The sequence below is a fragment of the Serratia sp. NGAS9 genome (assembly GCF_009905295.1).
GTDB classification, from domain to species: domain Bacteria; phylum Pseudomonadota; class Gammaproteobacteria; order Enterobacterales; family Enterobacteriaceae; genus Serratia; species Serratia bockelmannii.
In genome coordinates this window covers 1827812-1852658 of sequence record NZ_CP047605.1, presented here as the reverse complement: position 1 = coordinate 1852658, position 24847 = coordinate 1827812, and the positions used below count along the sequence as shown (strand labels likewise).

Genomic DNA, 24847 nt, shown 5'->3' with positions numbered 1-24847 from the left:
ACAAGGAACATACGATGAGCGTACTGAACATTCTTGAAGAAAAGCTGGCGGAAACCAAAAAACAGGGGCGTTTTCGCGAGTTTCTCAACCTTGAACGCGGCGTGCAGGACAAACCCTGGGCCACCAGCCACGGGCACCACGGTGAGCGCCGTCTCAACGTCTGGTGCTCGAACGACTATCTGGCGATGAGCCACCACCCCAAAGTGCTGCTGGCCACCACCGACGCGGTTAACCGGGTCGGGCTGGGCACCTGCGGCGCCCGCAGTATTTCCGGCACTTCGGTCTACCACAGCGAGCTGGAAACGCTGCTGGCCAGCGCCTACGGCAAAGAGTCGGCGCTGCTGTTCACCACCGGTTTCGGCGCCAACGACGCCACCTTATCCACCCTGTGCGACGCCATTCCCGATCTGATCGTGTTCTCCGACGAATTGAATCACGCCTCGATGATTTACGGAATTCGCTACAGCAAAGCGGAGAAAAAAATCTTCCGCCACAATGATGTAGCACACCTCGCCGAGCTGCTGCAGGCCGCCGATCCGGCGCGGCCAAAGCTGATTGCCTTCGAGTCGCTGTATTCCATGGACGGTGACTTTGCCCCCCTGGCGCAGATCGTGGCGCTGGCGGAGCAGTATCAGGCGCTGACCTATCTCGACGAAATTCATTCGGCCGGCGTGTATGGCGAACGGGGATTGGGCTATGCCGAACAGCTGGGCCTGTTAGATAAAATCACCATTATTCAGGGCGGATTCGGCAAGTCTTACGGTGCGGCGGGCGGCTATATCGCCGCGCCCCGCTCGGTGGTGGAGGCAGTGCGCAGTTGGGCCCCAGCATTCGTCTTCAGCACCTCGTCACCGGCGCCGGTGGTGGCCGCCGCGTTGGCCAGTTTTAAATACAACCTCGAGCACGACACCCAGCGCAAGCACCTGCTGGCGATCGTCGATCACCTGAAGACCGGCCTGCGCGCCGCCGGCATCCCGCTGGTGTCGGCAGACAGCCATATCCTGCCGCTGCTGGTCGGCGATCCGCACCGCAACAAACACATCAGTAAAGTGCTGCTCGATGAGCATGATATTTACGTGCAACCGGTCAATGCCCCGACGGTGCCCGCAGGCAGCGAGCGACTGCGGGTAACGCCGACCTCGGCACATTCCCATGCCGACGTGGAGACCTTCCTGGCGGCACTAGGCCGGGTCTGGGCAGCGAACGATCTGCGGAGGGCAGGATGAAGTTAGCGGATTATAACGGCCATCTGATCACGCTCTGCCTGATGGCGACCGGTACCTTCGCCATCGGCACCGACGCTTTTATCGTCGCCGGCGTACTCAGCGATATTTCCGACACCTTTGCCGTCAGCCCCGCGCAAGCGGGGCAGTTGATATCGGTATTCGCGCTGGCCTATATGCTGTTCGCCCCCCTCACCGCCTGGCTGCTGGGCAACGTCAACCGCAAGCATATCCTGCAGTTGGCGCTGGTGCTGTTCATCGCCGGCAACCTGGCCTGCGCCTGGGCCACCAGCTATCTGCAGATCGCGTTCGGCAGAGTGCTGGCGGCATTGGGGGCGGCCTGTTACACGCCGCAGGCCGCCGCCGCCGCGGTGGGGCTGGTGGCGGAAAAACGCCGCGGCCTGGCTATTTCCATCGTCTATGGCGGCATGACGTTGGCTATTGCGCTCGGCATTCCGTTCGGTACCTTTCTCGCCAAACTGATTGGCTGGCGTGAAATCTTTCTGTTCATCGCCCTGCTGGGGGCGATTGCGCTGCTGGGCCTGTCGTTGGCGCTGCGCGCCATTGCGCCATCGGGCAAGCATTCGCTGAAAGAGCGGCTCGCCCCGCTGCGGCAAAAGGCGGTGCTGACTACGCTGCTGATCACCTTTTTTGCCGTTTGCTCGGAACACATCGTCTACAGCTACGTCAGCGTGTTGCTGAAAAACACCCAGTTCGGCCCTGAGGCGATCCTGCCCCTCGCGCTGCTGGTGTTCGGCATTGGCGCGGTGATCGGCAATTTTGCCTCCGGCGCGTTAACCGATGCCCTCGGCAGCAAGTTCGTGCTGCTGTTTTCCGTGGCGATCCAGACGCTGTCTCTGTTTCTGCTGGCCTTTTATGTCACCTCGCCCTGGTGGGTACTGGCCATCTTCCTCGTCTGGGGCATTACCGGCTGGATGTACCTGGTACCGATCCAGCATCACCTGTTGTCGCTATCGAAACGCTTTGGCGCGCTGACCGTGTCGCTCAACAGCTCGGTGTTGTACGCCGGCATCGCGGCGGGCGGGATGCTGGGCGGCCTGACGCTCTACGCGCTGCCGGCCTATTACCTGCCGCTGTTTTCGCTGCCGCTCGGCGCCATCGCCCTGCTGCTGACGCTGTTGTTTTTCCGGGGAGAAGCCAGCGATGAGTGAAGTTCTTCCGGTGCTTTATGAGCGCCATGGCGCGCAGGTTGCGGTCATCACCCTTAATCGGCAGGAAAAAAAGAACGCCATCAACCTGCAGATGGCCGAGTTGATCCGCACCTACCTGCGGCAGGCGGATAACGATGACTCGGTGCGAGCGATCGTGCTGGCCGGCCAACCGGCGGTATTTTCCGCCGGCATGGATATCAACGCCTTTCATCAGGGTGAACTGCCCATCGTCACGCCGGAGGGGTTTGGCGGGCTGATCCATGCACAGATTGCCAAGGTGATCATCGCCGCCGTTGACGGCATCGCGTACGGAGGCGGATTTGAGCTGGCGCTGGCGTGCGATCTGATCGTCGCCGGCCAGAACGCACGCTTCAGCTTCCCCGAAACCGGGCTCGGGTTAGTCGCCGCACAAGGTGGGTGCGCGCGCTTGCCGACGCGTATCTCCCCCTATGTCGCGCTCGACTGGCTGCTGACCGGCAGAACCGTCGGCGCACAGGAGGCGCTGTCACACGGCGCCATTTCCCGTATCAGCGAGGGGACGGCCCGGGAAGAAGCGCTGCGCATCGCCGAACAGATCGCCGGAAAAGATCTTGCTGCCAGCCAAGCGGTGAAGGCCATCGTGCGCCAGGGGCTGGCACGGCAAGAAGCCCCCTCATTCGATTTTCAACAAGGCCCGGTCGAGCGCCTGCGTCAGGCCGCCGCCCGCCGATAATGCCCCTGCCGGTTCGTCTGAACCGGCATTTACCGTTTGTCCTCCACCGCTCATTTTACGCAGCCCGCTTCTCGGTGCTGGGTTACACTGCCGGTAGTCCTAATGCGCTGATAAGGAAAAATAATGCGCCTTTTGCCTCTGCAGACCCCCAGACTGATCCTGCGCCCGTTCACGGCCGACGATCTGCCCCACTTTACCGCCTACCGCAGTCACCCTGACGTGGCGCGCTATCAAAGCTGGAGCGACTACAGCGCCACCGATGCGCAGGCCTTTTTCGAACGGCAACGGCAGCTCGCGTTCAACCGTGACGATAGCTGGTTCCAGCTGGCGGTCGAGCGCCGTGAGGACGGCGCGTTGCTCGGCGATGTTGCGGTGCATTTCTTCGATGAGGGGCGCCAGGCTGAACTGGGCGTGACCTTCGCGCCCAGCCACCAGCGGCAAGGGCTGGCGCGCGAGGCGCTGAGCGCCGTCATCGCTCTGCTGTTCGGGGCGCTGGCGAAGCACCGTATTACTGCGGTGGTGGACACGCGTAATCTTGGCGCCGCCACACTGTTCGGCAAGTTGGGTTTTCGCCGCGAGGCCTATTGGCGGCAAAACGTGTTTTTCAAAGGCGCATGGGGCGACGAATTCGGCTTTGCCCTGCTGCAAAGCGAATGGCGGGAGAATGCAAGGCATGACGCTGCTGAATAAATACCTTGGGCAATACCAGTTCTCGGAACGGCATGCGATCGCCATCGCCGCGCCGCAGGCGCGGATCCTGGCGGCCGTGGCCGCCTACGATCCCAAGCACGATCGTTTCTTCCGCAGCATGATAGCGCTGCGCGAATTGCCCGCGCGGCTGATGCCACGCGATAAGCCCAGCCCGCCGCCGTTTGGCCTGCATAACTTTTGCCTGCTTGAGCAAGATGACAGCGCGTTGGTCTATGGCCTGATCGGCCGCTTTTGGCAGGCTGAATACGGTCTGGAGCAGGTCGCTGACGGAGCGGGCTTTCTGGCCTTCGCTCAGCCCGGCGTCGCCAAACTGGCGCTGGGGTATGTCGTGAGTCCCCTCGAGGGTGGGCGCTGCCGTCTGGTGACGGAAACGCGCATCTTCTGCCCCGACGACGCCAGCCGGCGGCGGTTTACCCCGTATTGGTATGCTATTCGCCTGGTGAGCGGGTTGATAAGACGCCGCATGCTGCGCGCCATTAAAACCGCCAGCGAAAAGCAGACGGCGAATCATTCACCTGATTGATTAATTTAAGAGCATTCTTAGAGAATGAAAATCATTATCAGCCTATTTTTTAATCACAACAAGATAGTGTTGAGAAGCCATTAACCCCGCCCCCTGCGGGGATTTTTTCGCCTATTTATCGCCTGTTTCAGGAAACACCTGCATAAACAAGAAGGTGCAAGGCTTGCGCTGATACTGATTGATCTGCGGCACCAGCCGGGTGAAATGCTCGGTCTGACAATGCACGTCCAGGGCGGCGCGGTCCGGCCAGCTTTCGATAAAAATAAAGTGCCCGGGATCCTGCTGGTCGATGCACAGTTCATAACTGATGCACAGCGGCTCTTGACGGGTTTTCGCCACCAGCTCGCGATACCATGGCATAACGGTGTCAATGTGTTCCGGCTGGATAAAATCTTCAGCGATGACCTTCAGCATGTTGCGCTCCTGCATTCTGTTTTGCCGTGCTTCACCTTATCGTCCTCACTCCCGAGATGAAAGCGCCCTACTCCAGGTCTATCACCGGGTTGCCAATTCGGTGATAACGCACACAGATCTCGATCAAAACGCTTGAACGCGCCATAGCCCTGTGTGAACGTTTTATTAACAAAAAAGCAACACACCATTCACTATGGTGATGTCTGCATCAACCTGCCGACCCGATACGCGGCATTTTTTTCGCCCTTAAAGGCCTGACCATTAGTCCTTTAGACCTTTATATCTCACGAAGAAAATCCGCTGTGACCGTCGTGTTGAGGGCAACGGCGCCAGGACGGTCCTTATGACCGACGCTTGTCATTCTCAGAAGAGAGGTTATCGCCAGTGAATCACGCCACCTATGCCGTTCCAGCGCTCAACGCCGCCATCCGCAAAACCTGGCGCAGACTGGTGCCCTTGATGTTCGCCATGTACTTCATCGCGTTTATCGACAGGGTTAACGTCGGCTTTGCCAAGGACGCGATGGCTATCGACATCGCGCTGTCGCAATCCGCCTTCGCATTGGGCGCCGGGATATTTTTTGCCGCCTATGCGCTGTTCGGCATCCCAGCCAACCTGCTGATGAACCGCTGGGGCGCCAAACGCTGGCTTAGCGCCACCACAGCACTGTGGGGGGCGCTGTCGGCCTGTACCGGGCTGGTGACCAACGAACAGCAATTTATCATCCTGCGGTTTCTGCTGGGGATCGCCGAAGCCGGCTTTTACCCTGGCATCCTGTTGCTGGCGTCGATCTATTTTCCCAATAAGGTGCGCGCCTCGGTCATTGGCATTTTCGTGCTCGGCGTGCCGGCGGCCCTGACGCTCGGCTCACCGCTGTCGGGGGCATTGCTGGAGATGCACGGCGTGTTGGGTAAACCCGGCTGGTTCTGGATGTTCGTGCTGGAAGGGCTGCCGGCCGTCGCCCTCGGCGTCTTCGCCTTTTTCTATCTCGACGATAACCCTCGGCAGGCTCGCTTTTTGACCGAGGAAGAACGCACGGCATTGGTCACACAGTTGGCTGACGAACAGCAGCAGACCGAAACCAGCAGCGTCAAAGCGGCAATGAGAAGCGGCACCGTTTGGCATCTGGCGTTGATCTACGGCACCCTGCAAATCGGCGTGTACGGCCTGATGTTTTTCCTGCCGTCGCAGGTCGCCTCGCTGATGGGCACCCATCTCGGTTTCAAGGCCTCGCTGGTGGCCGCCATTCCCTGGGCGTTCTCCGCGCTGGGCGTCTATTTCCTGCCGCCCTATGCCGACAGAAAAACCGCCAGAAGATTACCGATCGCCGTGGGGTGCATGGTCGCGGCAGCGCTGGGGTTGGTCGTTTCTTCCTATGCCGGCCCTCTGCTCGCTATCGTCGCCCTGAGCTGCTGCGCAGTCAGTTTCCTGGCGGTACAGCCGATTTTCTGGACGTTTCCCGCGCAGGTGCTCACCGGCCCGGCGCTGGCGGCCGGCATCGGTTTTTGCACCACGCTCGGCGCCGCATTCAGCTTCTTAGCCCCGCTGATCCGCACGGAGGCGGAACAGCGTTTTCACAGCCCGCATGCCGGGCCACTGGTGCTGGCCGCCTTTTCACTGCTGTGCGCCACGCTGTTGTGGGCGCTCAGAAACCGGCGCGCCGACGTGAGCAAGCAAGACGCAGAGATTGCCGGATAGCGGCGCGTTATTTAGCCATTATTGAACCTGCGGATGGGACACTGGCACTCAGCCCTCTCCCCCGCAGGTATTAAATGGATGAATTGACGCACATTATCGCTAAATACAGCCCGGAACCGGAGATGTTGCTGCTGCTGATTTTCCTGTTCGCGCTGGGAAAATCCGTGATCGTGGTGTCTTCCGCCTTGCCGCCCGCCTCGGTGACGCTGCTGGTAGGCATCCTTGCAGGCAAACACACGCTGCCCCTCGGTGCCGTTTGGGCGGCCATCGCCCTCGGCGCCACGTTGGGATCGATCTTGTCGTTCCACGGCGGCGCGCTGCTGTGCCGCCACGATCTTGGCCGCCGGCTGCCGGCACGCTTTCACACTCCGCTGCACAAAGCGCAACGTTCCTTGCAAAAGCGCGGGCTACCGCTGCTGTTCGCCTCGCGTTTCCTGGCGGTGATGCGCTACACCGTGCCGCTGATGGCCGGCATGCTGCAACTGCCGGCGAGGCACGTCTATGCCACCGCCGCGCTTTCAGCCGCCGTTTGGGCACTCCTCTTGATGTCGGCCGCGCATTTATTCCCCGCTTCTTGACCTGAAAGATTCTTGGGCAAATACCCCATCCCTGCGCCGACGTTGCGCCAGCGCACAGCCTCCCTTGCCGTATAAAGTACGGTGCAACATCGCAGTTTGCGCCAGATCACCTTTCTGAACATCAGTCGAAAAATGCGAATTTTTTTGCAGAATGCGCGCTTAAAACGGCGCCATGAGGGAAAAAACAGAGAAAAGTCTGTGCGTAACACGCTGATTTGGTTGGTGGGTCGTACAGGGTTCGAACCTGTGACCAATTGATTAAGAGTCAACTGCTCTACCGACTGAGCTAACGACCCAACGCGATAAATTGTCCTCCTCGCCAGTGCCGCTGTCAAACGCTTCCACTCATTACTTTTTCTCATGCGAGTTTTACAACTCTTTGTTTAATCAACGAGATAAGCCGCATAAGGTCTGTTAATTCCACCTTTTGAAGAGTAATCTTCCGCTCCCTGAACGTCCGATTTGCCTCCTCCGTGTAAAGATTGATCGACTTTTATCCCACGTATAAATGTTGTAAACATGTTGCACAAAGGTGGCGTTATTGCACTACCTTACTAAAGCCGGACCAACCGGATAAATGTATAAAAAAGAGCCACTTCAGAGCTCACGACTTCACTAATGACAGGTAAAACAGGACATCATCAGATGGTAGATCACTCTAAAATAGCGACTGACGCGACGCCCGCTTCAGAAGATCATCTACGGCGAAACCTTACTAACCGACATATTCAACTGATCGCCATCGGCGGCGCCATCGGCACCGGTCTGTTTATGGGCTCCGGTAAAACCATCAGCCTGGCCGGCCCTTCGATCATCTTCGTGTACATGATCATCGGCTTTATGCTGTTCTTCGTGATGCGCGCCATGGGTGAGCTGCTGCTGTCTAACCTGGAATACAAATCGTTCAGCGATTTCGCCGCGGATCTGCTCGGCCCGTGGGCGGGTTTCTTCACTGGCTGGACCTACTGGTTCTGCTGGGTGGTCACCGGCATCGCCGACGTTGTGGCGATCACCGCCTACGCCCAGTTCTGGTTCCCCGGACTGTCACAGTGGATTGCTTCACTGCTGTGCGTGCTGTTGCTGCTCGGCCTTAATCTGGCGACGGTGAAAATGTTCGGCGAAATGGAGTTTTGGTTTGCGATGATCAAAATCGTCGCCATCGTCGGGCTGATCGTCGCCGGGCTGGTGATGATCGCCATGCAGTTCCAATCGCCGACCGGCACCGTGGCCTCATTCACCCATCTGTGGAATGACGGCGGCATGTTCCCGAAAGGCATCAGCGGTTTCTTCGCCGGCTTCCAGATCGCAGTATTCGCCTTCGTCGGCATTGAGCTGGTGGGCACTACCGCCGCGGAAACCAAGGATCCGGAGAAGTCATTGCCGCGCGCCATCAACTCGATTCCGATCCGCATCATCATGTTCTACGTGTTCGCCCTGATCGTCATCATGTCGGTGACGCCGTGGAACTCCGTGGTGCCGGACAAGAGCCCGTTCGTTGAACTGTTCGTGCTGATTGGCCTGCCGGCCGCGGCCAGCGTGATCAACTTCGTGGTGCTAACCTCCGCCGCCTCCTCCGCCAACAGTGGGGTGTTCTCCACCAGCCGCATGCTGTTCGGGCTGGCGCAGGAAGGCGACGCGCCGAAATCGTTCGCCAACCTGTCCAAGCGCGCGGTGCCGGCCAACGGCCTCACCTTCTCCTGCATCTGCCTGCTGGGCGGCGTGGTGCTGATTTACCTGATCCCGAACGTGATGACGGTCTTCACCCTGGTGACCACCGTATCGGCGATTCTGTTCATGTTCGTCTGGACCATCATCCTGTGCTCGTATCTGGTTTACCGCAAACAGCGCCCGGCGCTGCACCAGAAATCGATCTACAAGATGCCTGCCGGCAAGCTGATGTGCTGGGTATGCATGGCGTTCTTCGTGTTCGTGCTGGTGCTGCTGTCGCTGCGCGAAGACACCCGCCAGGCGCTGATCGTCACCCCGCTGTGGTTCATCGTGCTCGGCCTGTCTTACGTGTTCCTGCGCAAGAAGAAAACCGCGTGATGCAAAAAGGGGCGGATCTCTCCGCCCCTTTCTTTCTACGCCTCTGCGCTAATCCGCTTCCGTCGCCACCGCTGCTTTCCCCTTGCGCCGTATGCGCAGCTCGCTGACTACCACCCCAATCACGATCAACGCGCCCCCCAACAACGCCACGCCCGGTAAACGTTCACCGGCGAGCCGCCCGACAATGCCCGCCCAGACCGGTTCGCCGGCGTAAATCACCGTGGCCCGCGTCGGCGAAACGCTGCGCTGCGCCCAGTTCATAGTCAGCTGAATCAAGGCGCTGGCCAGCCCCAGCCCAATGGCGCTGTACAGCAGGTAATCCGAATACGGCGGCGGCGACTCGCCGGTCGGCGCCATCATCAAAAAGGAGGCCAGTGAGGCGGTCGCCAGCTGCACAATGGTCACCCGGCGGATATTGACCTTACCGGCGAAGGCACCGATCAGAATGATCTCTGCCGCCATGCCCAGCGTGCCGGCTAGCGTCAGCATTTCGCCAAGGCTCAGCGTCATGTCCGTGCTGCTCGGTGCCGCCAGCAGCATCAGGCCGGTAAAGGCCAGCAGAATACCGATCCACGACATGATGCCGGGGAACCGCCCCAGTACCAGCCATTGCAATAGCGGCACGATCGGCACGTACATGGCGGTGATGAACGCCGATTGGCTGCTGGTAATCGTCTGCAGACCGACGGTTTGCATGCTGTAGCCGAACATGATCGCCAGCCCGATCAGTACGCCCGCCTTCAGTTCATACAGGGTCAGGCCGCGCAGAACGCGCAGCGAAAACAGCGTCAACGCCAGCGTGGCGGTGGCGAAACGCAGACCGACGAAAAAGAACGGCCCGCTGACTTGCATCGCGTGATGCACCGCCAAAAAGGTGCCGCCCCAGATCATGGTGATGAAAATCAACACCGCTTCCGGCAACCTGATTTGCGGAACCACGGCGGAAATAAAGGATTTTTTTGCTGCTGACACCGGCTTGCCCTTCCTGCTGAGTGCAATATAATGCACAGATCCTGCCAGTATGAGATAAAGTCCGGCGATGAGCAATACGGCGCATAACGCGAAAACCGATCCCCCCAAGGTGCTGCAGTACCTGAGCAGCAATCTGCGCGGCTACCGCCAACAGGCGGGCCTGAGCCAGATGGCGCTGGCCGAACTTTCCGGCGTCAGCCGCCGCATGCTGGCGGGCATCGAGGCCGGCGATCGCAACGTCAGCCTGGCGGTGCTCGACAAGATCGCCGCTGCCCTGACGATTTCGTTCACCGATCTGATCCAGGCGCCGGAAGCGCGCGGCGACCATCTGGTGGGGGAACTGGCCTGGCAAGGCGCGCAACCGGGCAGCCAGGCGCTGTTCGCCGCCAGCGTGCCGGCGCGCCAACGGGCCGAGCTGTGGGAATGGACGCTGATGCCGGGCGAGCGCTATGACTCTGCGCCGGACGCGGAAGGCTGGAATGAAATGATCTACGTGATTGCCGGTACCCTGACGCTGGAGTTGGAACAAGGCACGCTGACGCTCAGCGCGGGCACCGCACAAACCTTCAACAGCGATCAACGCTACGCCTACGCCAACCACGGCGATCTCCCGCTGCGCTTTATCCGCAACGTCGCCTTCTGACTGCTCGCCAGTCCGCGCCGGCGGCGGGTGTCGTGTCGCTGTCGTGTCGCTGTCGTGCCGCTGTCGTGGCGCAGCTACCCCGCCCGCCCTACACTGAATGGCAGTGACAGCGAACTCAGGAGTGCACCATGCAAAAGTATCGCATCAGGCCATTACGTCTGGAAAAAGGCTGGTCGCAGGAGCAGCTGGCGACCATCGCCGGCCTCAGCACCCGCACCGTACAGCGGATTGAAAACGGCGAACAGGCCAGCCTGGAAACCTTGACCGCGATCGCCGCCGCGCTGGGCGTGCAGGTCAGCAATCTCAACGCACAGCCGCAACAGACGACAATGGGGGAGGAGACGCCTGACGAACAACGTCTTCGTCGCCAGGTCGCGGCAGAAGGCAAACCGCTGAGCATGGCGGTGCGTTTCGCCGTCATCGGTGCGATATTGCTCGCTGTCAACGTCTTTACCCATCCGCACTATCTCTGGTCGCTGTGGGCGATCGGCGGCATGAGCCTCGCGCTGGTCATGCGGGCGGTGCGCACTCTGCTGCTTCGTAACGTCTTCAGCCGCTGGCAGGAACAGCGGCTGGCGCAAAAACTCAGGCGTCTGCCGTGAGCCTCAACCACTCGGCCAGCCGAGCCAGCGCGCTGCCGGGCACGATCGGCTGCGGCGACAGCAGGTAATAGCCGCTGCCGTCGGGCATAAAACCGAACGGCGCGCTCAACAAGCCGGCGGCCAGATCGTCTCGCACTTGCAGCCACGGGCCCATCGCAATGCCAAGACCGGCGACCGCCGCCTGCAGGCTGAAATAGAAATGATCAAAGCGCTGCTCTGGATGCCCCACCAAGGCCATCCCCTGTTGCTGCGCCCAATGCCACCAGGCATCCGGCCGGGTGGCGGCATGCAGCAGCTTCGCGCCGGGCCGCAAACTCAGCAGGCTGCCCTCAGCGATCGTCATCCTTGCCAATGCCCCGGGTTGGCACACCGGCCCAACCTTTTCACTGAACAGCGCCAGGCTATGCACCTCCTTTCCCCAATCGAAGTCATTGCGCCTGATCGCCGCCGTAATGCCGTCATGGAACGAAAACGGCCCGCCACCGGCCACCAGCTGTAAGTTGATGTCCGGATGCGCCTGCTGAAAAGCCGGCAGACGCGGGATCAGCCAACGCATCAATAAGGTCGGTTCACAGGACAAGACCAGCGGCGCGTCGAGCGCCTGCTGACGCAGTTCCAGCGCGGTATGATCCAGAATGCCGAAGGCCTGCTGCGTCGCCTGAAACAGCTTGCGCCCCGCCGCCGTGAGCAGTACCCGCCGATGGCGGCGCTCAAACAACGCCACGCCCAGTTCCTCTTCCAGCGCCCGCACCGCCCGGCTGACGGCGCCATGCGTCAAATTCAGCCCCTGCGCCGCCTGCGTAAAACTTTCCAGCCGCGCGGCGGCCTCGAAGCAGCGCAGTCCGCCCAACGGCAACGGCCTGCCGGTTTTGCGTGAGTTTTTCTCACCGATATTGTCACTATTCATCGTTTGTCACCGAGAAAAATTACTCTTATAAATCAGTCACTCTATTGTTAAACATCGCAAGGATAACTATGACTGAACTCATCGCTGTCGTCACCATTACTTTACTCGCCGTGATAAGCCCAGGGCCGGACTTCGCCATGGTCTCGCGCAACAGTCTGCTGCTCTCACGCCGCGCCGGCATATTGACCGCCTGTGGCATCGGCGCCGGCGTACTGGTTCATGTCAGCTATACGCTGATTGGCGTCGGCGTGTTGATTCAACAATCGCCCTGGTTGTTTAACCTGCTCAAAGGCATCGGCGCCGCTTATCTGATCTATCTCGGCTTTACGCTGCTGCGCAACGCGGCGCATCAGGATGCCACGCCCAGCACCGCGCCGGCCGCCATCAGCGATTTCGGCGCGCTGAAAACCGGCTTTTTCACCAACGCGTTAAACCCGAAAACCACCATTTTCATCGTCAGCCTATTCATGCAGGTCGTCTCTCCGCACACCCCGTTCGGTGTACAAATCGGCTATGGCCTCTTTATTGCCGCCGTCCATGTGTTCTGGTTCGCTGCCGTTGCGTTGCTGTTTTCCGCGCCTGGCGTCAATGCGCGCTTTTTGCGTTTACGCCGCGGCATCGACCGCACCTTTGGCGGGCTGCTGATTGTCTTTGGCGCCCTGTTGGCGATCGCCGGCATCAGGTAACGCCACGACGCCAAGTTCGTCATTCGCTTCTATGCTTATCAGGGGTTTTTGTTAATCATCTGAGCGGGAGTACGAAACATGACGAAACTGTTGGTGCTTTATTACTCAATGTACGGCCACATCGAACGCCTGGCGCAGGCGGTGGCTGAAGGGGCGAACCGTGTCAACGACGTGGACGTGACGATTAAACGCGTGCCGGAAACCATGACGCCGGAGGCCTTCGCCAAAGCCGGGGGCAAGCAACACCAGCAGGCGCCGGTCGCCAGCCCGCAAGAACTGGCGGACTATGACGGCATTATCTTCGGCACGCCAACCCGCTTCGGCAATATGGCCGGGCAAATGCGCACCTTCCTCGATCAAACCGGCGGGCTGTGGGCTTCCGGCGCGCTGTACGGCAAGGTAGGCAGCGTCTTCTCCTCCACCGGCACCGGCGGCGGCCAGGAACACACCATCAGTTCGACCTGGACCACGCTGGCGCACCACGGTTTCATCATCGTACCGATCGGCTATGCGACGCAGGAGCTGTTTGACGTTTCGCAGGTGCGCGGCGGCACCCCGTATGGCGCCACCACCATCGCCGGCGCCGACGGTTCGCGGCAGCCGAGTAACGAAGAGCTGACCATTGCCCGTTATCAGGGCGAACACGTGGCTAAAATCACCGCCAAGCTGAAAAGTTAAGCACCCTCCAGCCCCCGTGATCCAAAGGGCCGCGCATTCGCACGGCCCCATCTTGTTGCCAACCCGCCGCAAGGTTAGAATGCCCCTCCCCCGGCCATTCAGCGTCTGAAGGCCAGGCCCGAATTCGTTCTGCCCGTCGCTCATCCGCTTTCAGCCCGAGGACGGGCGTTCTGTTTTTTGCGCACAGCGAAGGGAATAAGTCAGTGTCTAAAGATTTTGATGAACTAATAAGAGACATGGATCTTATTATTGAAAATGTAGACAGCTTCAAGGCTCTGGCTCCGCGCGCGCCCGAGCCGGCTCCGGCCCCGCCGCCGCCGGTTCATCACTACGACTCGTTCTGCGAAAACATCGCGCTGAAAGTCGTCTTGAAGGTGCTGCTGTCTTCGGTGGACAAGATAGTCAAAGTACAGATCGCCAACAAGGTCGAGCAGGAAATCGCGCAGATCGAACAGCAGGTGGTGCGCGCCGGCGGCGGCCCGGTATCACCGGACGATCTGGCGCAGATGACGCATTACGTTCGCCGCACGGTCAACGACCTGCTGGAGTAATCCTCCCCCCCTTTGAAACGGCGTCTGTTGGACGCCGTTTTCATTTCTGCCGCATTTCACGTGCGGCTTGGCTGTACCATGACTGACACATTCACAACATGAATATGTTGCATTGTTGTATTCGTTTCACTGCGATAAGTTTAATTTACTGTAAATATATACAGTGCTTTTTAACTTATTGAGGATATGAATATGCGCTTTAACAACAAGATGTTGGCCCTGGCCGCCCTGCTGTTCGCCGCTCAGGCGTCGGCCGACACGCTCGAATCCATCGACAACTGCGCGGTCGGCTGCCCGACTGGTGGCAGCAGCAACGTGTCTATCGTGCGTCATGCTTATACGTTGAACAACAACAGTACCACCAAGTTCGCCAACTGGGTGGCTTATCACATCACCAAAGACACGCCGGCCAGCGGCAAGACGCGCAACTGGAAAACCGATCCGGCGCTCAACCCGGCGGACACGTTAGCGCCCGCCGATTACACCGGCGCCAATGCGGCGCTGAAGGTCGATCGCGGTCATCAGGCGCCGCTGGCTTCGCTGGCGGGCGTTTCCGACTGGGAATCGCTGAACTACCTGTCCAACATCACGCCGCAAAAGTCCGATCTTAACCAGGGCGCCTGGGCGCGGCTGGAAGATCAGGAACGCAAGCTGATCGATCGCGCCGATATCTCCTCGGTCTATACCGTGACCGGGCCGCTGTATGAACGCGATATGGGCAAACTGCCGGGCACCCAGAAAGCGCATACCATCCCCAGCGCCTACTGGAAGGTGATTTTCATCAACAACAGCCCGGCGGTGAACCACTATGCCGCCTTCCTGTTCGATCAGAACACGCCGAAGGGCGCCGATTTCTGCCAGTTCCGCGTGACGGTGGACGAGATCGAGAAGCGTACCGGCCTGATCATCTGGGCCGGTCTGCCGGACGACGTGCAGGCTTCGCTGAAGAGCAAGCCCGGCGTCCTGCCGGAGTTGATGGGCTGCAAAAACTGACGAAAAAACCCGCCGAGGCGGGTTTATTTTTCATACGGGCGCCGGCGGTTTATTCCGTCAGCGCCTTTTGCGCGGCGGCCAACTCACGCTGCCGGGGCGACGCCACCGCATGATCGCGCGCCAACAGCGTGTACACCGTCGGCAGCACGAACAGGGTAAACAGCGTGCCCACCAGCATGCCGGAGACGATCACCAGCCCCAGCCCGAAGCGGCTGGCGGCACCGGCGCCGCTGGCGAACAGCAGCGGGATCAAACCGAACACCATCGCCCCGGTGGTCATCAGCACCGGCCGCAGGCGAATTTGCGCCGCCTGCAAAATCGCGTCGCGCCGCGTCAGCCCCTGATGCATCTGCAGTTCGTTGGCGAACTCCACCATCAAAATACCGTGCTTACTAATCAGCCCGATCAGGGTCACCAGCCCGACCTGGGTATAGATATTCATCGTGGCGTAACCCAACGCCAGCGGCAGCAAGGCGCCGCAGATCGACAGCGGCACGGTGATGAGGATGATCAGCGGATCTTTCAGGCTCTCGTACTGCGCCGCCAGTACCAGGTAAATGATCACCAACGCCGCCAGGAACGCGAACGCCAGCGCGCTGCCTTCCTGGGTATATTGGCGCGAATCCCCCTGCCAGTCATGGCTAAAGTCGGCCGGCAACGCATTCGCCTGCCGTTCGAGGAAGGCCACCGCTTCGCCCATCGAAACGCCGGGGGCGGGAATGGCCTGCAGGGTGGCGGCGTTCTGCTGGTTAAACTGAGTCAGCTTGTTCGGTTCGACCTTAACGGCCACCGATACTACGGTGGAGAGCGGCACCAGCGTATTGTCCTGGGTGCGGACGTACTGCCGCGCCAGCGCCTGCGGCGTCAGCCGCTGTTCGCGCAGACTTTGCGGGATCACGTCATAGGCGCGCCCGTCCATGCCGAAGCGATTGAGGTAGTTCTCCCCCACCAGCACCGCCAGCGATTCGCCGATGTCGCTCATGCGGATCCCCAGACTGTTGGCCTTGGCGCGGTCGATATGCACCTCCGCCAGCGGGTTGTTGTAGTCCAGATCGCTGTCCACCACCATAAACAGGCCGCTGTTTCTGGCGTTCTGCTTCACCTCTTCCAGGGTGCGGTACAGCTGCGGGTAGTCCTGCGGCGTACGCAGCACCATCTGCACCGGCAGCCCTCCAGTGGAACCCGGCAAGGCGGGCAGTTGGAAGGCGAAAATGCTGGTGCCTTCGACATCGTTCACCGCCCGTTGCAGATCGGCCTGCACCACCGACGCCGAGCGCTGGCGCGCCTGCCACAGCGTCAGGTTGATACCGCCAATGCCGGACGCCGTGCCGTCGCTGCCGTTGATGATCCAGCGGCTTTCGGTTTCCGGCATGCGGTTGTAGACCTCATCCAGTTTGTAAGCAAAGCGTTCGACATAGTTCAGGTTGGCGTGCTGCGGCGCCTTGATGGCGGTCAGTACGATGGCCTGATCCTCGGTCGGCGCCAGCTCGCGCTGCGGCATCAGGTACAACAGCGGCAGGCTGATCATCACCAACAGCGCCAGCGTCCCAGTCAACCAACGGTGGTGCAGCGAGAAGTCCAGCGCGCGCGCATAACGCCGCGTCAGGCCGCCGAAGAACCACTCGGCGGCGTGCGCCACGCGCCCTTCGCTCTGTTTGGCCGGCAGCAGGAGCGAGCTCATCACCGGCGACAGCGTCAGCGCCACCACGCCGGACACCACCACCGCCCCGGCCAGCGTCAGCGCGAACTCGCGAAACAGCGCGCCGGTCAGCCCGCCCATCAGGCCGATCGGCGCATAGACCGCCGCCAGCGTCAGCGTCATGGCGATCACCGGCCCCGCCACCTCGCGTGCGCCGATCATCGCCGCCGCCAGCGGCGTTTTCCCCTCTTCGATATGGCGATGTACGTTCTCCACCACCACAATGGCGTCGTCCACCACCAAACCGATCGCCAGAACCATCGCCAGCAGCGTCAGCAAATTGACGCTGAAGCCGAAGGCCAGCATCAGCCCTGCAGCGCCAAGGATCGACAGAGGAATGGTCACCACCGGGATCAACACGGTGCGCAGCGACCCCAGACACAGATAGATCACCGCCACCACGATCGCCAGCGCTTCGAGCAGGGTATGCACCACTTCATCGATCGAGGCCTGAATAAAGCGCGCGGTCTCGAACGCCAGCGCCATCTTCACGCCCGGCGGCTGCATCTTGTCGATCGCCGGCATCAGGTGACGAATGCCGTCGACGATCACCAGCGGGTTGCCGGTCGGCGTAGGGAAGACGCCGAGGAACACCGCCGGTTCGCCATCCATCAGGGCACTGGTTTCGCTGGCCGCGGCGCCTAGCTCCACGGTGCCAACGTCTTTCAAGCGCACCAGGCCGTTGCCGTCGTTGCGCACCACCAGATTGCGGAACTCTTCCACGCTGGTGAGATCGGTATTCACCCGCACGTTGGCAACCACGTACTGCCCTTTTACCTTGCCCGGCGCCGCCTGGTAGTTGTTGCGCCGCACCGCGTCGGCCACGTCGGCAGCAGTCAGGCCGCGGCCGGCCAGCCGATCGCTGTCCAGCCACAGGCGCATCGCCATTTTTTGCCCGCCAAACACTTCCACCTTGGCGACGCCGTCGATGGTGGTGAACATCGGCTCCACCACCCGCGTCAGGTATTCGCTCAGCGCCGGTGTGGACAGCGTTTTACTGGAGAAACCGACATAGGCCACGGCAGTAGCTTCACCCGCGGACCGCTCAATCACCGGATCGTAAGCCTGCTCCGGCAGCTTGTAGCGCACCTGGTTGACCTTGGCCATCACTTCGGTCAGCGCCTGGGTGGAGTCGCGGTTCAGCGCCATACGCACCGTCACCACGCTGCGCCCCTGAACCGACGAGGAAGAAAGGTAGTCAACGCCCTCGACGGACGACACCGCCTGGGCGATTGGCTGCGTGACAAAGCCCTGCATCAGCTCGGACGACGCGCCGGGATAGTCGGTGCTGATGGTAATGGTAGAGTTTTCCAGCAGCGGGTATTGGCGGATCGGCAGTTTGCTGAGCGCCAGCGCGCCGAACAGCAGGATCAGGGTGCTGACCACCAGCGCCAGCACCGGCCGGCGCACGAACAGATCGGTAAATGTCATCGGTCTCTCCTCAGGAACCGGCCGGGGCGGCGTTCAGGGTATCCTGCGCCACCGGCTCGGCCGCCATGCCGTCGCTCAGCTTGAGCTGGCCCGAAGTCACCACCCGATCGCCTTCCTGCAGGCCGCTGACTATCTCGACGCGCCCGTCGTTGCGCTCACCCACGGTGACCGAGGCGCGCTTGACCGTCATGCCCTTTTCACCCTGCTGCGCCAGAAACACGGTATCGCCGTACGCCGTATAGGTCAGTGCCGTTTCCGGCACCGTCAGCACCGCCACGCGTTGCCGCTGCGTGACGCGAATGCCCGCGTACATGCCCGCCTTCAGCAATCCCTCACGGTTGCTCAACGTCGCCTGTACCTGCACGGTGCGGGATTTGCCGATCATCGGGTCGATAGCGGTAATGGCGGCGGGGAAAGCGCGATCGGGATACGCCCCAACCTGCACCGACACCGCCTGCCCCAACGCCAGCCCGGCGCTGCTTTGTTCGTCCAGCGAGAAATTGACGCGCAGCGTATCGGCGTCCACCAGGTTCGCCACCGCCTCGGCGGCGTTGAGGTATTGCCCTTCATGCACGCGGCGAATGCCGATGGTGCCGGAGAACGGCGCTCGGACCGCCTTTTGCGCAATTTTGGCCTGCGTTTCCTGCACCGCACCGAACGCCATATCCCGCTCGGCCAGCGCGTCGTCCAGCTGTTGCCGCGCGGTAGCGTTGAGGTTCATCAGCTTGCGCATGCGCGCCAGCAAGAGATCGGCATTGCGCAATTGCGCCTGCAGGCGCACCAGCTCAGCCTGTTCAACCGCATCGTTAAGCTGCACCAGCAGTTGCCCCTGCCGCACCGTTTGGCCGGATTCGAACAGAATGCGCGTGATGCGGCCGCTGGTCTCTGCCGCCACTTCCACCTGGCTGGCCGCCTCCAGCTCGCCCACGCCGGCATAGCTGCGTGCCGCCTGCTCACGCAGGGCGGGCGCCAGCGCCACTTTAACCGGCGGATAGGCCGGTGCGCCTTCGCTTTGTCGCGCGGTGGAACGCATCGCAACGGCGGCGACGGCGAGTGCCGCCAGCAGTGCGGCAATAATGAGGTATCGTTTCATCATGTAACGGTTTCTTCCTGATTTTACAGCCAAAGCCATCCTTCCCCCGACGCAGCGCAGGGAGGTGACGAGAGATACCGGTTGCCAAGCCCGGCTGGCTGCACTATAAAACCTCAGGTTAACTTGAGGTCAAGTTGAGGAAGACAAAATGGCAAGAAATGAACCGATTGACGCCAATCGGCTATTGACCGTTGGGGAAGTGGCGAAACGCAGCGGCGTGGCGGTATCCGCGCTGCACTTTTACGAAAGCAAGGGGCTAATTCAGGCGATGCGCAACGCCGGTAACCAGCGCCGCTACACGCCGGTGGTGTTGCGCTACATCGCGGTGATCAAGATCGCGCAAAGCGCGGGCATTCCGCTGGAGGAGATCCGCGCAACGCTGGGGCGTTTTCCCACCGGCAGCAAGCTAACCGCCGAACAATGGGGAATTTTGTCCTCCTCCTGGCGCAAAACGCTGGATGAACGCATACAGCGGCTGACGGTGCTGCGCGATCATCTCGACAGCTGTATCGGCTGCGGCTGCCTGTCCCTCGCCGACTGCCCGCTGCGCAACCCAAACGATATTTGGGGCCAACAGGGTGCCGGTGCGCATATTTTCGAACGCCCGGCCGATCATGGGTGAGCAGACGCTCTCCCTGCGGGCCAACGCACCCGCCTGTGGAATAGCGATTACACTCGCTCATCCGCTGCCAAAATGAACTGATGAAAACGTTGAATCTCCAGCTTACGCATGGCGTTCATTTTATGCTGGCTGACGGTTTTCTCGGAAATACCCAACGCCTTAGCGACGCCGGTATTCGGTTTTCCCGCCAGCAGCATGGCCAACACCGAAAGCTCGCGCGGCGACAGGCTCTGCCCTTTGCAGCTCGCGGTGAACATTTTTATCGCCTCAACGAACGTCGTAAGACCGATGTTTTTTTTCAGACAGTTAAAATTCGCCAGGCGCGGCGTTTCCACGCCGGTTAAGACGATCGTATTGTCAGGCCTGTCGATAATATGCGATAAGAAATTCATAACCCGACAGATAGACGAGAAAGAGACGATGACCACTTCTGCATGACAAGACATGGCATGTAATCCACGGCGTGCAGATGAATGCAGACCAATAACTTCAACGCCCTCCAACGACTTCAAGATCTGCGATATGCCATAGAATAAATAGTAATCATCAGAAAATATAGCCACTCGCACAGGATCACCCCATTGCTATTTGTCATGGGCGCGTTTTTAACAACGCCCCCATGGCAGTCATGCCAATTAACTTTATTGGTTCGACTTACTTAAGTGAAGAACATAATGAGATCAGCAATGCAGACAGCGATGAAAGATATTTTTCATCCAAATTCATAATGCCATCTTCACTGTACTTTACGTTATTATCTAGAATTTCATGAATACTCTCGACCGCGCATACGGCATCCTTCCAAATTACACGCCGCCCGAAAGGCGAAGCGCCGAGATATTGCGCGCTTTGGCGAAAAGCAACGATAAAATCGCGCAGTATATCGAGCACAATCAATACTTCCTCCCTGCTGACACACCGCTTCATTTGCACTTTATCCAAGAAAACGCTGAGCGTGCTTTGTAAGGAAAACAGGCTCTTGAACAACCCGCCGGCGATATCCTTCGGTGTTTTCACGCTGGTTGATATGACAAAAGGGAGCTCTCCATGCTGTGAAATATATTGATAAAGCCCATTTATCGCCGTCGTCGGCTTAATATCCAAACCGCGAAGAATGACGTCAACCTCATCTTTTAGCGATTTTTCCACTTTGACACCGATCTGGATTTGTTCCGTCATACAATTCATCCTCAACATAGAGATCCGGATTAAACACCAATATTATTCAAGTAAATAATATTCGCCACCAATTACCATGTTAAGATTTTTCTTATATGTGGCAACCTGTTTTTTATTATTAAAAATAACAAAAGAATCATTTATATATAATGTTAAGCATGGCCGATGTATTAATTCCCCCACTGCTCATTGTGGTGGGGCTGTAAGGATAATAATAGGCCGCCATACCGATGGAAAATTGCGCATCCAAGGCATTGCCGGTTCCCACATGAAATAATGAAGTCGCCGCACCTGGTGCCACGCTGGAAAGCGACAGCGTGACGGGATTATTAGGCGAAGCCGTCTTGACCAGCCGGATGCCAATGCCTTTTGCCGCCTCAGGGCTTTTATCTATCAAAACCGTATTATCCGAAGCCAACAGATTATTGCTGGATAAAAACATATTGATATCCCGATCGGCCGTGCCGCCGCTTTGCCGATTCTGACAGCTGAAATTCAGTGTAAAGGGCGTCAGGCCATTTTGCGCCCCCTGAGTAATCTGCGATATCCCCAACGTCGGCAACTTCACTGCCAGGCCGGCATTGTCGAAAGTGCAGGTCGTCATCTTGGGCGCATACTTGATGGTCATCGGCTGTCCGTACATGTCGCGCTGATCGTAAGGCCAATTGAAGCCGTTGAGCAGCCAGGTCAAGATCTTCACCAACTGCTTGGCGGGCCACAAAATGATCTCCAGCAAAGACATCCCGCTCAGATCGGTCACGAACATCACGTCCTTAAGGCTAACCGTGTCGCCGGGTATCGATGTGCCCGTCTTGCTGACCAGACTGAAACGGATATTCATCGGCTGATTCAATTCCGAAGCGGAGTGCGATCCCCAACCGCTAAGCTTTTTGTTGGCGATGTCGTTGGTTATTTCCGCGCGTATCCAATATTTACCGCTGTTGAATCCCAGAATGGTCGCCTTCGTGCTGTCGGTTGACAGGATACGCGTATAGCCGAATTCGCTGCTCGAGGTTGAACAGCTAAATGAACCGCTGTATTGCGTATAAAAACTGCCTTCCCAGACCGGTGTCTTATCGCTGAGCTTATCCGACAAATCGACGTAGATCGGCGGCGCATATTGGATGCCATTGCCGTAGCATGAAGCGTAACTGTAACCGCTGAACAATAGGGACAGCGTCAGTGCGAGTATCCTGAGCATGGTGTAATTATCCTTTATCGACATGTGTTGGCTGCGCTGTCCATCGATATTTTCGGGCGTTCAATCTTGCAGACACCGTCATTCAGCCTGACTTCCAGCGACGTTGGCTGCTGTTCAACCCGTAGATACAGGACGCTGGCCTGCCCGACGAAGCCAATGGCATTCCCACTTTGATCCGCCACCTCCGCACCAAATGGCAGGGGTTTATTGCCGCGCTTAAAGGCGCGCAGCGTATAAGGCCGACGCTGATCGGTTTCAAATCTCAAATAGTTGACGGCGCCGGCATAGGGCACACTGTTGGCGATATTGCCGACGATCTCGGCGCCGGAGCTGTTGCCGGTATCCGACAATGTCACGGAGTTTTGCCGGTAAGGCGTGGCGTAAGGCACCAAAGCCAGCCCTTCGTCGTTAGTGACGATGCTCTCGTCGCCGTTCACCATCAGCCCTTTGGCCTTGGGCGCGTCCACCACCATCATGGTGTTGCCCATTTCGTTGGACGCTAGCAAATGCCAAGGGATCGCCACCAGGCTGCCGCGGGCGCTCATGCCCAACTGTCGATAGTCTGATGATTCACTGTAGGAGCCGCCGACAGTCGTCGCGTTGGCGCGATAGGCGGCATTCACGCTCGCCATGCTGTTGCCGCCGCTTTGGTTGCTGCCGGCAAGCGCATAACTCAGACGGTTTGATTCCAGCGCATTGCCGCTCAGGCTCAGCGAGCTTTGCTGATAGTGCGAATCGGTGGCGGATAAGCTGGTGCTGAGATAGGCATTGTTGTCGAACATCGACAGCGGCACGCTCAGAGAGAGATAAAACCGCGTCTCTTCTTTGCGATCGGAATTTCTCACGCGACTCGCGGAAATGTTGTAACTGACGCGCGAGAAGGCGTTTGAATACCCGAGCTGGTATTCCCGGCTTTTATTCGTATCCGACCAATAATCGCGTTGGGTGCCGGAGAAATAGAGCGTGCCCCACCCGTCTGCGAGCCTCTGGTTCAGGTTCAAATTGAAGGTATTGCGTGGACGAGCGGCGCGAACGGCGTCCCAGGTATTCAAATCCAACGGGGCAAGCTCATCGTCATCCCGATCGTTCCAATAATCGTGAAAACGCTTGTCACGCTCGCGGTAACCTTGATGGGTGTAGATGGCATCGTTAAAGCTGTAATAACCTTTGGTCGAATAACGGTATGCCGCCAGCGTGAAGTTTGTTGCGGTAGCGTCCAAAAACTTGCTGTAGGCGATCCGAAAACTTTGCCCATTTTCATTGCGATCCTGCAAATGCGTCGAGGCCTGAGTCACATCGACGGATACCGCGCCGAACGGCAGATTCCAGCCACTGCCCAGCAGCCAGGCGCGATAGTCCTCGCTGAGGATCGTACCGACGTAACCGGTGACCAGGTTATTGAAGCCATACTGCAGCGTGCCCTGCGCGAAAGCGGGCGCATAGTCGGTATCCGCCTGATTGACCTTACCGGCCACCAGGCCGTATTTGCTGACCCCCTGCTTCAACATGTTGGGAACGGCGGAAAACGGTACGGTAAAGGATTGTTCCCGCCCGTCGGCTTCCTTGACCACGACCAACAGATCCCCCGCAGAGCCGGTCGGCAATATGTTATCCAGCGTAAAGGAGCCCGGCGGCACATTCTCCTGATAGATGAGGTTGCCGTTTTGCAATACTTTCACCAGGGCATTGCTCTGCGCCACGCCCCGCACTATCGGCGAAAAACCCTGCTGCGAATTGGGCCGCATGTTGATATCCGAGGCTAAAGCGCCGCCCCGCACCCGAATCGAGTCGAACAAGTCCCCCGGCGAATAGAAATCGCCCATCGTCAGGTTCGATTTGATGGCGGCGAAGCCACGCTGCACATAGCGAGTATTATTTTGCCAATCGCTGCCCTGTCGCGAACTGCTGCGGAAATTGCTGCTGTCTCTGAATTGCCAACCCGCCAGATTGATCCCCGATTCCAAACCGGTGTAGAAATCGTCGTTTGACGCCTTGTCGCCCTGCAACGACTGCACGTGGTAATAGGTGGCGTTATAGGCCAGCAGCAGCGCAGGCACGCCGCGATCCCAAAATTTGGCGTCAACATAGCCGGCCTCTGCGCGAATCACTCGCGACTGAGGCACCGTCAGCTTAAGGCTCAACGTCCCCACGTCGAAGTCGGCCCTTCCTCCTTGCACCAACGTTTGGACGGGGATCGGTTCCTTGTCTCCCCCGATGGACAAACTACTCATATCGATGCCCAACAGGGCGGCGTCACGATGGGCGATGCGAATATCGCCTTTATGTTCGCCGAACTGCAACGAGAACCGCCCTTTCCAACTCTGGTTGACATACACGTCGACCGTTTGCGTGCCTGCCGGCATGTCATTATTGAGGTAAAAACGCGACAGGTCGGATTCGCTGGACGCGCCGGCCAATAGAGAAGTGTCGAATTTCATCGCCGAGACTTTATTTAACGGAATGAATACAGATGCGGTCAGTATCGAAAGCAATTTTAGTTTAAGCTTCATGGC

24 protein-coding genes and 1 tRNA gene are annotated in these 24847 nt (G+C 59.1%); 15 read left to right on the top strand and 10 right to left on the bottom strand.

Going from position 1 to position 24847, the window contains the following annotated elements:
• Positions 1-14: 14 nt before the first annotated feature.
• The 5 genes from hemA to GUC32_RS08875 all read left to right on the top strand — a co-directional run bounded on the left by hemA (position 15) and on the right by GUC32_RS08875 (position 4341).
• A complete protein-coding gene (gene hemA, locus GUC32_RS08895; protein ID WP_015377390.1) occupies positions 15-1226 on the top strand; it encodes a 5-aminolevulinate synthase in 1212 nt (403 codons plus the stop codon).
• Complete coding sequence (locus GUC32_RS08890; RefSeq protein ID WP_043141814.1) at positions 1223-2395, top strand: MFS transporter; 1173 nt, start codon at positions 1223-1225, stop codon at positions 2393-2395. The genes hemA and GUC32_RS08890 overlap by 4 nt, the downstream gene beginning before the upstream one ends.
• Positions 2388-3107 (top strand): enoyl-CoA hydratase-related protein, encoded by a 720-nt coding sequence (locus tag GUC32_RS08885; protein ID WP_025302341.1) that lies wholly within the window; start codon positions 2388-2390, stop codon positions 3105-3107. Before GUC32_RS08890 ends, GUC32_RS08885 begins: the two co-directional genes overlap by 8 nt.
• A gap of 123 nt (positions 3108-3230) precedes the next feature.
• Entirely contained in the window at positions 3231-3797 is a 567-nt protein-coding gene (locus GUC32_RS08880; protein ID WP_049204278.1) for a GNAT family N-acetyltransferase, read from the top strand.
• Positions 3781-4341 carry a hypothetical protein gene (locus GUC32_RS08875; RefSeq protein ID WP_151428768.1) on the top strand — a complete coding sequence of 187 codons (561 nt, stop codon included), beginning with the start codon at positions 3781-3783 and terminating at the stop codon, positions 4339-4341. Before GUC32_RS08880 ends, GUC32_RS08875 begins: the two co-directional genes overlap by 17 nt.
• A 111-nt stretch (positions 4342-4452) precedes the next feature.
• On the opposite strand, the gene GUC32_RS08870 is transcribed toward GUC32_RS08875, so the two are convergent.
• Positions 4453-4755: a putative quinol monooxygenase gene (locus GUC32_RS08870; RefSeq protein ID WP_025302338.1), complete on the bottom strand. Its 303-nt coding sequence runs from the start codon at positions 4753-4755 to the stop codon at positions 4453-4455.
• Between the two features lie 384 nt (positions 4756-5139).
• On the opposite strand from GUC32_RS08870, the gene GUC32_RS08865 reads away from it, so the two are divergent.
• Positions 5140-6453: an MFS transporter gene (locus tag GUC32_RS08865; RefSeq protein ID WP_369435686.1), complete on the top strand. Its 1314-nt coding sequence runs from the start codon at positions 5140-5142 to the stop codon at positions 6451-6453.
• Between the two features lie 74 nt (positions 6454-6527).
• Complete coding sequence (locus GUC32_RS08860; RefSeq protein ID WP_025302336.1) at positions 6528-7031, top strand: DedA family protein; 504 nt, start codon at positions 6528-6530, stop codon at positions 7029-7031.
• Positions 7032-7251: 220 nt separating this feature from the next.
• On the opposite strand, the gene GUC32_RS08855 is transcribed toward GUC32_RS08860, so the two are convergent.
• Positions 7252-7327, bottom strand: a tRNA-Lys gene (locus GUC32_RS08855).
• 349 nt (positions 7328-7676) lie between these two features.
• Between GUC32_RS08855 and cycA the strand changes: the two genes are divergently transcribed.
• Positions 7677-9077 carry a D-serine/D-alanine/glycine transporter gene (cycA, locus tag GUC32_RS08850; protein ID WP_043141829.1) on the top strand — a complete coding sequence of 467 codons (1401 nt, stop codon included), beginning with the start codon at positions 7677-7679 and terminating at the stop codon, positions 9075-9077.
• A 48-nt stretch (positions 9078-9125) separates the two neighbouring features.
• Here cycA and GUC32_RS08845 read toward each other — a convergent pair whose 3' ends face one another.
• A complete protein-coding gene (locus GUC32_RS08845) occupies positions 9126-10049 on the bottom strand; it encodes a DMT family transporter (RefSeq protein WP_025302334.1) in 924 nt (307 codons plus the stop codon).
• Positions 10050-10116: 67 nt separating this feature from the next.
• Here GUC32_RS08845 and GUC32_RS08840 point away from each other — a divergent pair, with 67 nt between their 5' ends.
• On the top strand, positions 10117-10692 hold the full coding sequence (locus GUC32_RS08840; protein ID WP_025302333.1) for a helix-turn-helix domain-containing protein: 576 nt from the start codon (positions 10117-10119) through the stop codon (positions 10690-10692).
• A gap of 128 nt (positions 10693-10820) precedes the next feature.
• Positions 10821-11294, top strand: coding sequence for a helix-turn-helix domain-containing protein (locus GUC32_RS08835; RefSeq protein WP_369435685.1), 474 nt, complete (start codon positions 10821-10823; stop codon positions 11292-11294).
• On the opposite strand, the gene GUC32_RS08830 is transcribed toward GUC32_RS08835, so the two are convergent.
• Positions 11278-12201 carry a LysR family transcriptional regulator gene (locus GUC32_RS08830; protein WP_043141837.1) on the bottom strand — a complete coding sequence of 308 codons (924 nt, stop codon included), beginning with the start codon at positions 12199-12201 and terminating at the stop codon, positions 11278-11280. The genes GUC32_RS08835 and GUC32_RS08830 overlap by 17 nt on opposite strands.
• Positions 12202-12269: 68 nt before the next feature.
• On the opposite strand from GUC32_RS08830, the gene GUC32_RS08825 reads away from it, so the two are divergent.
• The 4 genes from GUC32_RS08825 (at position 12270) to GUC32_RS08810 (ending at position 15109) form a co-directional block, all read left to right on the top strand.
• On the top strand, positions 12270-12887 hold the full coding sequence (locus GUC32_RS08825) for a LysE family translocator (RefSeq protein WP_369435684.1): 618 nt from the start codon (positions 12270-12272) through the stop codon (positions 12885-12887).
• A 78-nt stretch (positions 12888-12965) separates the two neighbouring features.
• A complete protein-coding gene (wrbA, locus tag GUC32_RS08820; RefSeq protein ID WP_025302329.1) occupies positions 12966-13565 on the top strand; it encodes an NAD(P)H:quinone oxidoreductase in 600 nt (199 codons plus the stop codon).
• Positions 13566-13801: 236 nt separating this feature from the next.
• Entirely contained in the window at positions 13802-14116 is a 315-nt protein-coding gene (locus GUC32_RS08815; protein WP_016928271.1) for a hypothetical protein, read from the top strand.
• A gap of 192 nt (positions 14117-14308) precedes the next feature.
• Positions 14309-15109: a DNA/RNA non-specific endonuclease gene (locus tag GUC32_RS08810; RefSeq protein ID WP_015377376.1), complete on the top strand. Its 801-nt coding sequence runs from the start codon at positions 14309-14311 to the stop codon at positions 15107-15109.
• Between the two features lie 49 nt (positions 15110-15158).
• On the opposite strand, the gene GUC32_RS08805 is transcribed toward GUC32_RS08810, so the two are convergent.
• Together GUC32_RS08805 and GUC32_RS08800 are read right to left on the bottom strand one after the other, a co-directional pair.
• A complete protein-coding gene (locus GUC32_RS08805; protein ID WP_281041557.1) occupies positions 15159-18239 on the bottom strand; it encodes a MexW/MexI family multidrug efflux RND transporter permease subunit in 3081 nt (1026 codons plus the stop codon).
• 10 nt (positions 18240-18249) lie between these two features.
• A complete protein-coding gene (locus GUC32_RS08800; protein WP_025302327.1) occupies positions 18250-19335 on the bottom strand; it encodes an efflux RND transporter periplasmic adaptor subunit in 1086 nt (361 codons plus the stop codon).
• 145 nt (positions 19336-19480) lie between these two features.
• On the opposite strand from GUC32_RS08800, the gene soxR reads away from it, so the two are divergent.
• Positions 19481-19954 (top strand): redox-sensitive transcriptional activator SoxR, encoded by a 474-nt coding sequence (gene soxR, locus GUC32_RS08795; protein ID WP_025302326.1) that lies wholly within the window; start codon positions 19481-19483, stop codon positions 19952-19954.
• A 47-nt stretch (positions 19955-20001) separates the two neighbouring features.
• Here soxR and GUC32_RS08790 read toward each other — a convergent pair whose 3' ends face one another.
• From GUC32_RS08790 to GUC32_RS08775, 4 genes are all read right to left on the bottom strand, one after another.
• Positions 20002-20517 carry a LuxR family transcriptional regulator gene (locus tag GUC32_RS08790; RefSeq protein WP_197538605.1) on the bottom strand — a complete coding sequence of 172 codons (516 nt, stop codon included), beginning with the start codon at positions 20515-20517 and terminating at the stop codon, positions 20002-20004.
• Between the two features lie 91 nt (positions 20518-20608).
• Positions 20609-21133, bottom strand: a complete 525-nt coding sequence (locus tag GUC32_RS08785; RefSeq protein WP_025302324.1) for a hypothetical protein — start codon at positions 21131-21133, stop codon at positions 20609-20611.
• 136 nt (positions 21134-21269) lie between these two features.
• Positions 21270-22334 (bottom strand): fimbrial protein, encoded by a 1065-nt coding sequence (locus GUC32_RS08780; RefSeq protein ID WP_025302323.1) that lies wholly within the window; start codon positions 22332-22334, stop codon positions 21270-21272.
• Positions 22335-22348: 14 nt separating this feature from the next.
• Positions 22349-24844 carry a fimbria/pilus outer membrane usher protein gene (locus tag GUC32_RS08775; protein WP_025302322.1) on the bottom strand — a complete coding sequence of 832 codons (2496 nt, stop codon included), beginning with the start codon at positions 24842-24844 and terminating at the stop codon, positions 22349-22351.
• Between the last annotated feature and the right edge of the window lie 3 nt (positions 24845-24847).

Coding starts and splice junctions, on each gene's coding strand:
- hemA (WP_015377390.1), top strand. CDS start 15: ATGAGCGTACTGAACATTCTTGAAGAAAAGCTGGCGGAAACCAAAAAA.
- GUC32_RS08890 (WP_043141814.1), top strand. CDS start 1,223: ATGAAGTTAGCGGATTATAACGGCCATCTGATCACGCTCTGCCTGATG.
- GUC32_RS08885 (WP_025302341.1), top strand. CDS start 2,388: ATGAGTGAAGTTCTTCCGGTGCTTTATGAGCGCCATGGCGCGCAGGTT.
- GUC32_RS08880 (WP_049204278.1), top strand. CDS start 3,231: ATGCGCCTTTTGCCTCTGCAGACCCCCAGACTGATCCTGCGCCCGTTC.
- GUC32_RS08875 (WP_151428768.1), top strand. CDS start 3,781: ATGACGCTGCTGAATAAATACCTTGGGCAATACCAGTTCTCGGAACGG.
- GUC32_RS08870 (WP_025302338.1), bottom strand. CDS start 4,755: ATGCTGAAGGTCATCGCTGAAGATTTTATCCAGCCGGAACACATTGAC.
- GUC32_RS08860 (WP_025302336.1), top strand. CDS start 6,528: ATGGATGAATTGACGCACATTATCGCTAAATACAGCCCGGAACCGGAG.
- cycA (WP_043141829.1), top strand. CDS start 7,677: ATGGTAGATCACTCTAAAATAGCGACTGACGCGACGCCCGCTTCAGAA.
- GUC32_RS08840 (WP_025302333.1), top strand. CDS start 10,117: ATGAGCAATACGGCGCATAACGCGAAAACCGATCCCCCCAAGGTGCTG.
- GUC32_RS08835 (WP_369435685.1), top strand. CDS start 10,821: ATGCAAAAGTATCGCATCAGGCCATTACGTCTGGAAAAAGGCTGGTCG.
- GUC32_RS08830 (WP_043141837.1), bottom strand. CDS start 12,201: ATGAATAGTGACAATATCGGTGAGAAAAACTCACGCAAAACCGGCAGG.
- GUC32_RS08825 (WP_369435684.1), top strand. CDS start 12,270: ATGACTGAACTCATCGCTGTCGTCACCATTACTTTACTCGCCGTGATA.
- wrbA (WP_025302329.1), top strand. CDS start 12,966: ATGACGAAACTGTTGGTGCTTTATTACTCAATGTACGGCCACATCGAA.
- GUC32_RS08815 (WP_016928271.1), top strand. CDS start 13,802: ATGGATCTTATTATTGAAAATGTAGACAGCTTCAAGGCTCTGGCTCCG.
- GUC32_RS08810 (WP_015377376.1), top strand. CDS start 14,309: ATGCGCTTTAACAACAAGATGTTGGCCCTGGCCGCCCTGCTGTTCGCC.
- GUC32_RS08805 (WP_281041557.1), bottom strand. CDS start 18,239: ATGACATTTACCGATCTGTTCGTGCGCCGGCCGGTGCTGGCGCTGGTG.
- GUC32_RS08800 (WP_025302327.1), bottom strand. CDS start 19,335: ATGATGAAACGATACCTCATTATTGCCGCACTGCTGGCGGCACTCGCC.
- soxR (WP_025302326.1), top strand. CDS start 19,481: ATGGCAAGAAATGAACCGATTGACGCCAATCGGCTATTGACCGTTGGG.
- GUC32_RS08785 (WP_025302324.1), bottom strand. CDS start 21,133: ATGACGGAACAAATCCAGATCGGTGTCAAAGTGGAAAAATCGCTAAAA.
- GUC32_RS08780 (WP_025302323.1), bottom strand. CDS start 22,334: ATGCTCAGGATACTCGCACTGACGCTGTCCCTATTGTTCAGCGGTTAC.
- GUC32_RS08775 (WP_025302322.1), bottom strand. CDS start 24,844: ATGAAGCTTAAACTAAAATTGCTTTCGATACTGACCGCATCTGTATTC.